This window comes from Kitasatospora purpeofusca (assembly GCF_034043715.1).
Lineage (GTDB): Bacteria > Actinomycetota > Actinomycetes > Streptomycetales > Streptomycetaceae > Kitasatospora > Kitasatospora purpeofusca_A.
The window spans coordinates 1-7,757 of the sequence record NZ_JAXCLC010000039.1 but is presented as its reverse complement, the minus strand read 5'-3'; the positions used below and the strand labels follow the sequence as shown (position 1 = coordinate 7,757).

Here is a 7,757-nt window from a genome sequence, read left to right as displayed (position 1 = left end):
ACCGTCCGGCCGGGTCCGGCCGTAGGAACGGAGTAGGAGCACCCGAAGTCCAGTCGGCGGGGTGGTCCTGTCGACTGGGACTGCATGCGAGGCCGGAGGAGCTGCGGTGAGCACGAGTACGGGCGGGAACGGGGCTCGGGGCGGGGCGGCGGGGATCCAGCTGCCGTCGATGGACTGGGAGATGGAGGAGGAGCCGGCCGCGGCGCCGGCGGGCGCCGGGGCCGCTTCGGCCGCTGCGGCGGCCGTCCCCGCGACGGCGGAGGCACCGACCGAGCAGGTCGCCGTGCCGCAGTACGGGCCGGTGACGCCGGCGGCGACCGCCGCCGCCGTCCCGCCGGTGGCGATCGCCCACTCGGCCGCGGCCGACCCCGGGTTCGGCCCGGGCGAGGAGCCCGGGGCACCGGAGCCGGTCGCCGAGGCTGCGGAGGGCGACGACGGGGAGCCCCGTCGACCCCGGTTCAGGCGGCCCGCGCTGATCGCCGCCGCCACCGCGGGCGTGGTGCTGATGGGCCTGCCGTTCCTGATCACCGACGGTGCGGACAAGCACGGCGACGACCGGGGAGTGAACCGGGCGGACCTCCAGCTCGTCGACGGCCCGGAGATCGACGACGTCCAGCCGCCCGTGCCGACCGACCCGCCGACGACCGGCGTCCCGGCACCCGTCGACCCGCCCGCCACCGGAGACCCGGCTACGGCCCTCGTGCCGCCCGTCGACGGCTCGGGCACCGTCCCCGGGCTCGCCCTCGGCGGCGGCACCGCCGGCACCCAGGCGGTGCCGGGTGGCCAGCCGGCCGGTACGACCGTCCCGGCGGGCAAGGCGCCGCTCAGCGGGACGCAGCAGAACACCGGCGGCAGCACCGGCGGTACCGGAGGCACTGGAGGCAGCAGCAGCGGCAAGACGTCGCAGCAGCCCGGCACCGGCCAGCAGCCCGCCCCGGGCCAGCCGGCCCCGCAGCAGCCCGCGCCCGGTCAGCCCGCTCCCCAGCAGCCCGCGCCGGGTCAGCCGGCTCCGCAGCAGCCCGCGCCCCAGCAACCCGCACCGGGCCAGCCGGCCCCGCAGCAGCCCGCGCCCCAGCAGCCGGCGCCGCAGCCGCCGCCCGCCCCCCAGCCCCCGGTCCAGCCGCCCGCCGCCGCGAAGGCCACCTACAGCGCCATCGGCGGCGGCAACTGCAGCACCGCTTCGGTCGCCTACGCCCAGCACGGCTACTGGGAGCAGGGCTCCACCGGCTGGCTCACCAGCTCGACCGGCGGGTACAGCGGTTCGGGCTGCAACGGCAAGTACGTGTCGATGCCGATGTCCGGCTCGGCGACCAAGGACGACAACGACAACTCGGTGGTCTGGACGTTCTCCACCGCACCGGTCACGACCGGCAACTGCACGATCTCCGTCTATGTGCCGAACAACTCCGACATGAAGGCGGTCGGGGCCTCGGCCGCGTACTACACCGTCCAGAACTCCTCCACCCCCAACTCCGGCGTCATCGGCGACTTCGAGGTCAACCAGACCGGCAACCGCGGGAAGTGGGTCAACAGCAAGACGTTCACGGTCTCCGGTGGCAAGATCTCGCTGATGCTGCACTCCCGGGGCCTCGACTGGGCCGGCACCGCCACCGAAAAGGCGCACATCGCGGCCTCCGCCGTAAGGGCCGACTGCACGGCCTCCTGACCGCGCGGGGGGCGGCCCGGACATCCTCCGGACCGCCCCCCGCCGCCGCTACCCCGTCCGACCTGCCCGGCCCTGTCCGACCCTGCCCGGCCCGCCCCACGACGACGTACCGATGAAAACCCAGGAGAGGACGGCCATGTCGCGCCATGTGCTGACGGTGTGCCCGGAACAGCGGGGCGGCCCGTACCGCACGATCGGCGACGCGCTCGCGGCGGCCCGCAGCGGAGCGGTGATCTCCGTCCGCCCCGGCCGCTACGAGGAGAACCTGGTCATCACCAAGATGGTCACCATCACCGCCGAGGAGCCGCGCGGCAGCGTGCGGATCACCGCCCGGCGCGGCTGCGTGGTCCAGGTGGTGGCGGAGGCCGTCCAGCTCACCGGCCTGGTCGTCCAGGGCCAGGACGAGGAACTCCCCGCCGTCGACGTGCCCCGGGGGCAGGCCGCGCTGTCCGACTGCGAGGTGGTCGGCGCCTCCTGGACGGCCGTCCTCACCCGCCAGCAGGGCTCGCTCGCGATGCGCGACTGCCGGGTCACCAACCCGGCCGGCGCCGGCATCGTCGAGACCTCCACCGGCACCAGCGTGATCGAGGACTGCGTCATCGAGCACCTCGGCACCTCCGCCGTGGTGGTCGGCGAGCGGGCCAACCCGCTGCTGCGAAACTGCGTCCTGCGCGACGCCCGGGGCAACGGCATCTGCGCCAACGGCGAGGCCCGCGGCACCTTCGAGGACTGCGAGATCTCCGTCACCGACAAGCCCGCCGTCGCCCTGGAGGAGCGCTCCACGACCCGGCTGGTGCGCACCGCCGTCCGGGACACCGCCATCGGCGTGTACATCAGCTCCGAGGCCCGGGTGGTGCTGGAGGACTGCGTGGTGAGCGCCACCAGCGGCCACGGCATCGCGCTGGCCGCCGGCACCGACCCGGAGCTGCGCCGCTGCTCCACCGCCCGCACCGCCGGGCACGGCATCCACATCACCGGCCGTTCGCGCGGCCACTTCGAGAACTGCGAGGTCGCCGACGCCGAGGGCACCGGCATCTGGGTCGGCGAGCACGCGGGTCCGGTGCTCAAGGGCACCGTGGTGCGCGGCTGCGGCGGGGCCGGTGTCGAACTGGCCGAGGAGAGCGCCGCCGACATCGACCGGCTGGAGATCCGGGACGTCACCGGGCCCGGCCTGTCGATCGGTAGTGGCGCCAATCCCCGGGTGCGCCACCTGACCGTCACCGGCGCGGGCGCCGACGGCGTCGAGGTGCTGCGGGACGGCCGGGGCCGGCTGGAGGGCGTCGAGGTGACCGACGCCGGGCGGGCCGGCCTGCGGATCACCGACGGCGCGGACACCTTCGTCGGCGCCGCGGTGGTGCGCGGCTCCAAGGGCTCCGGCGTGGTGGTCGGCAAGGTGGGCCGGGCCTCGCTGCGCGACTGCGAGGTGAGCGGCTCGGGCGAGGACGGGCTGTCCGTCGAGGACGGCGGCGACCTGACCTGCACCCGGGTGCGCAGCCACGGCAACCGCCGCCACGGCCTGCGGATCGGCGCCGGCGGGCGAGCCGCCCTGGCGCAGGTCGACGCGGTGGAGAACATCGGCGACGGCGTGCGCCTCGACTCGGTGGAGGCGGTCCGGCTGACCGGCTGCAAGCTGTCCCGCAACCGCGGCTCCGGCCTGCGGCAGACGGCCGCGAGCGAGCGGCTCGCGGTGGAGCAGCTGACCAGCGAGGAGAACGGCCTGCCGGACGCCCACGGCACCGCCGCGGCGGCCACCGGCAGCCCGCGCGCCGAGGGCGCCGCCGCCGCCGGGCCGGCCGCCGCCGGGAACGGCGCCGCCCAGCCGGGTTCGGAGCCCGGCCGCGCCCCTGCCCCGGCCGCGCCGCCGGGACCGCTGGAGGTGCTGGAGTCGCTGGTCGGCCTGGCCGGCGTCAAGGAGCAGGTCGCCACCCTGGTGAACCTCAACAAGCTGGCCCGCCGCCGCGAACTGGCCGGCATGCCGGCCCTGCCGATGAGCCGCCACCTGGTCTTCGCCGGTCCGCCCGGTACCGGCAAGACCACGGTCGCCCGGCTCTACGGCGCCATCCTCGCCGAGCTGGGCGTGCTGCGCAGCGGGCACCTGACCGAGGTGGCCCGGGCCGACCTGGTCGCCTCGATCATCGGCGGAACCGCGATCAAGACCACCGAGGTGTTCCAACAGGCGCTCGGCGGCGTGCTGTTCATCGACGAGGCGTACACCCTGTCGGCCGGTTCCGGCGGCTCCGGCCCGGACTTCGGGCGGGAGGCGATCGACACCCTGGTCAAGCTGATGGAGGACCACCGCGAGGACGTGGTGGTGATCGTGGCCGGCTACTCCGCCGAGATCACCGAGTTCCTGGCCTCCAACCCCGGCCTCGCCTCCCGGTTCAGCCGGACCGTCGAGTTCGCCAACTACGAGGTCGACGAGCTGGTCACCATCGTCGAGCGCGCCGCCGCCGGCCACGGCTACGAGCTCGGCGGCAGCACCGGCGACGCGCTGACGCTGCTCTTCGAGCGGATGCCGCGCGGCGAGGACTTCGGCAACGGCCGCGCGGCCCGCAAGGTCTTCGAGGAGATGGTCGACCGGCAGGCGACCCGGCTGGCGGAGCAGGCCGAGATCAGCGACCAGGACCTCGCGCTGCTCGTCCCCGAGGACGTCGGCGTCGAACTCGAACCGCCCGTGAAGGAGGCCGACGGCACCGAGCCGCTGGCCGAACTCCAGGCCCTGGTCGGCCTGCCCGCCGCGAAGGAGCAGGTCGCGGACCTGGTGAACCTGATCCGGCAGGTCCGCCGCCGGGAGGAGGCCGGGCTGGCGACCGCCACCATCAGCCACCACCTGGTCTTCGCCGGTCCGCCCGGTACCGGCAAGACGACGGTCGCCCGGCTCTACGGGCGGCTGCTGTCCGAGCTGGGCGTGCTGCCCGGCGGCCAGCTGATCGAGACCGCCCGTTCCGACCTGGTCGGCCGCTACGTCGGCCACACCGCCCAGCTCACCAAGGAGGCCTTCGACCGGGCCCGGGGCGGCGTCCTGTTCGTCGACGAGGCGTACACCCTGACGCCCCGGCACGGGGGCGGCGGGGACTTCGGCCAGGAGGCCGTGGACACCCTGATGAAGCTGATGGAGGACCACCGGGACGAGGTGGTGGTGATCGTGGCCGGCTACGAGGACGAGATGCGGCACTTCCTCTCCTCCAACCCCGGTCTCGCCTCCCGCTTCTCCCGTCAGATCGACTTCGGCCACTACTCCGACGCGGAGATGGTCACCATCGTGCGCAACCACGCGGTCAAGGCCGGGTACGAGTGCGCGCCGCACACGCTGGCCGCGCTGGAGCACCTGTTCGCGGGGGTCGTGCGCGACCGTACCTTCGGCAACGGCCGCTTCGCCCGGCAGACCCTGGAGGGCATGATCACCCGCCAGGCCGGCCGGCTCAGCCGGCTGGAGGTCGCCGACCTCTCGGAGCTGAGCCTGCTGCTGCCCGAGGACATCGCCGCGGACCGCTCCGGCAGCCCGGTGTGAGCCCCGGCCGAGGCCGCGGGCGGCTCGCCCGCCCCGCCGCCGCGGTGGCCTGCGGCCTGGCCGCGCTCGCCGCCCTCGCCCCGGAGGTCGCGTCGGGGGCGGTGGTGGCGGCGGGAGCGTCCGTCGGCAGTGCGTCCGGCGCTGGTGCGTCCGGCGCTGGTGCGTCCGGGGCCATTGCGGCCGGGCCCGCGGCGCCGGGAACGGCCCCGGGTGCTGGTGCCGGTGGGGGTACCGCCGGTGGGGGAGCGGCTGCCGGTGGGGGCGCGGGCGCGCAGCCGGCGGAGTTTCCCCCCCTGGGGCAGACGCTGTCCGACGTCCGGCAGAACGGTTGCCGCAAGCCGGCCGCCCGCGCCGCGGACCGGCCCAGCTGGTCGCAGGTCTTCCTGCGGCCGGAGGCCGTCTGGCCGTTGAGCCGGGGCGCCGGAGTGACGGTGGCCGTGATCGGCTCCGGGGTGGACGCCGCGGCCGGTTCGGGCGCCGGTGCCCTGGCCGGGCGGCTCACCCTCGGGCCCCGGCTGCACGGGGACGGCGACGCGGGCCGGGACTGCGTCGGCCACGGCACCGCGCTCGCCACCCTGGTGGCCGGCCGCCGACCCGCCGACGGCGGTCCGTCCGGTGTCGCCCCCGCCGCGAAGGTGCTGGCCGTGGCCGCCACCGACGACGCCGGCAGCACCAACGCCGACCTGCTCGCCCGGGGCATCCGCGCGGCGGCCGACGGCGGTGCCCGGATCGGCCTGGTCGCGGCGCCGATCGCGGAGCCCGCGCCCGCCCTCGCCGACGCGGTCGGCTACGCGACGGCGAAGGGGATGCTGCTGGTCGCCCCGGTCGGGCCGGACAACCAGGCGGTGAACGCCCCGGTCTACCCCGCCGGGTACCCCGGGGTGCTCGCGGTGGCCGGGATCGGCGCGGACGGCGGCCCGGCCGGTGCCGGGGGCTCCGACTCCGCCGGCGGCTCGGCGGGTTCCTCCGGCGCTGCGGGCCAGGCGGGTGGCGCGGCTGCCGCCGTCGCCCCCGGGCGAACCTCGCGGGTGGACGTGACCGCGCCGGGTGAGGGCCTGCTGGCCGCCGGTCCCGGCGGCGGCACCTTCACGGTCTCCGGGCCGAGCTACGCCGCCGCGCTGGTGGCGGGGACGGCGGCCCTGGTGCTCGGCCGGTCGCCGTCGCTGACGGTCGAGCAGCTCGCCGACCGGCTGCGTTCGACCGCCTACCGGCCCGGTACGGCGCTGCCCGATCCGGCCGTGGGCTGGGGAGCGGTGGACCCGGTGACGGCGGTCGGCGCTCCGGCCGCCGCCGGACCGGCCGCGGCCCCGGGGCCGACCTCGGCCGCCACCGCCGAACCCGTGGTCGTCCCGCCGCCGCCGGACGGGAGGCCGGTGCGGTTGGCGTCGGCGGTCACCGGGGCGAGCCTGGGCGGCGCGGTGCTGCTCGGCCTGGCGGCGGCCGCCGCCAGGGTCGGCCGCAACCGGGCGGCCGGGCGGGCCGGTGCGGGTGCGGGTGCGGGTGCCGGTGGCGGTACCGGGGAGCGGGACGGCGAGGCGGCTCCGACCGGTCGGTGACCCCGCCAACGTCCCGCCAACGCGGGCGCTCACGGCCGCGTTGGCCGCGCGTTGGCGGGTGCTGCCAGCGTGGCACCGCCCGGGGAGCCGTCCGATCGCGGTGGCCCTGCCCCGGTGCACCGAGACAGCGATCGACCCCGGTACCGACCGACCGAGGTACCGATGAATGGTGTGAGGGGCTCAACAGCCGTGGCCATCGACGCAACCGCCCTGGCCGGGACGACCTCCGGGGACGCCCGGGTACCCGCCGTGCCCGCCCCGCCTGCCGCGCCCGCCGCGCCCGCCGTCCGGCCCACCCTGGACCAGGACGTGCTCGCCGAGCTGTACCGCCTGCACGGCGGCTACCTGCTGCGCGCGATGCTCCGGGTGACCAGCGGGGACCGGGGCAAGGCGGAGGACATCGTCCAGGAGACCCTGCTGCGGGCCTGGCAGAACCCGGCGGCCGTGCAGCGCGGCCCCGAGCACAGCCGTCCCTGGCTGTTCACGGTGGCGCGCCGGATCGCCATCGACCACTACCGGATGCAGGCCGCCCGCGCCCAGGAGGTCGCCGACGAGACCCCGGAGGACCACGGCGGTGCCCACGACCCCTACGACGAGGTGCTCGTCGCCCGGGACGTGGCGGTGGCGATGGCCGAGCTCCAGCCCCACCACCGGGACGTCCTGGTCGAGTTGCACATGAAGGGCCGGTCGATGGCCGAGGTCGCGCAGGTGCTGGGAGTGCCGGTCGGCACGGTGAAGTCCCGCAGCTTCTACGCGGTCCGCGCCCTGCGGCCGATCCTGGCGGCCCACCGGATGGCCTGGACCGGCTGACCGGGCTGTTGGTCGGACGGGGGACCGGCCGGGAGCGCTGCCCTTTCGGGAAACCGCGGCCGGTCCGGGCGGACCCGAACCGGAAGGCCGTGAACCGCTTCCGATCCGCGGCCCGTTGACCATTGTGGCGGCACCGCCACCGGCGTTCGTACCCCCGTTCGGGCGCCGGGCCCGCGGCCGTCCCGGCGTTCGCTCTTGTGGGAGAGCGGACGCC

General features: G+C 76.4%; 4 protein-coding genes. All 4 read left to right on the top strand.

Going from position 1 to position 7,757, the window contains the following annotated elements; all coding sequences use genetic code 11:
* Positions 1-106: 106 nt before the first annotated feature.
* Positions 107-1,666 carry a hypothetical protein gene (locus SM793_RS20755; RefSeq protein WP_320439726.1) on the top strand — a complete coding sequence of 520 codons (1,560 nt, stop codon included), beginning with the start codon at positions 107-109 and terminating at the stop codon, positions 1,664-1,666.
* A 136-nt stretch (positions 1,667-1,802) separates the two neighbouring features.
* Positions 1,803-5,177, top strand: coding sequence for a right-handed parallel beta-helix repeat-containing protein (locus SM793_RS20750; protein ID WP_320439725.1), 3,375 nt, complete (start codon positions 1,803-1,805; stop codon positions 5,175-5,177).
* The gene (locus SM793_RS20745) at positions 5,174-6,733 is read left to right on the top strand and encodes a S8 family serine peptidase (RefSeq protein WP_413816002.1); all 1,560 of its coding nucleotides are present in this window, start codon (positions 5,174-5,176) and stop codon (positions 6,731-6,733) included. The genes SM793_RS20750 and SM793_RS20745 overlap by 4 nt, the downstream gene beginning before the upstream one ends.
* A gap of 189 nt (positions 6,734-6,922) precedes the next feature.
* Entirely contained in the window at positions 6,923-7,543 is a 621-nt protein-coding gene (locus tag SM793_RS20740) for a sigma-70 family RNA polymerase sigma factor (protein ID WP_320439723.1), read from the top strand.
* Positions 7,544-7,757 lie beyond the last annotated feature (214 nt).

What these genes read in the sequence shown, in the direction of transcription:
- SM793_RS20750 (WP_320439725.1), top strand. Translation starts at nt 1,803, where the DNA reads ATGTCGCGCCATGTGCTGACGGTGTGCCCGGAACAGCGGGGCGGCCCG.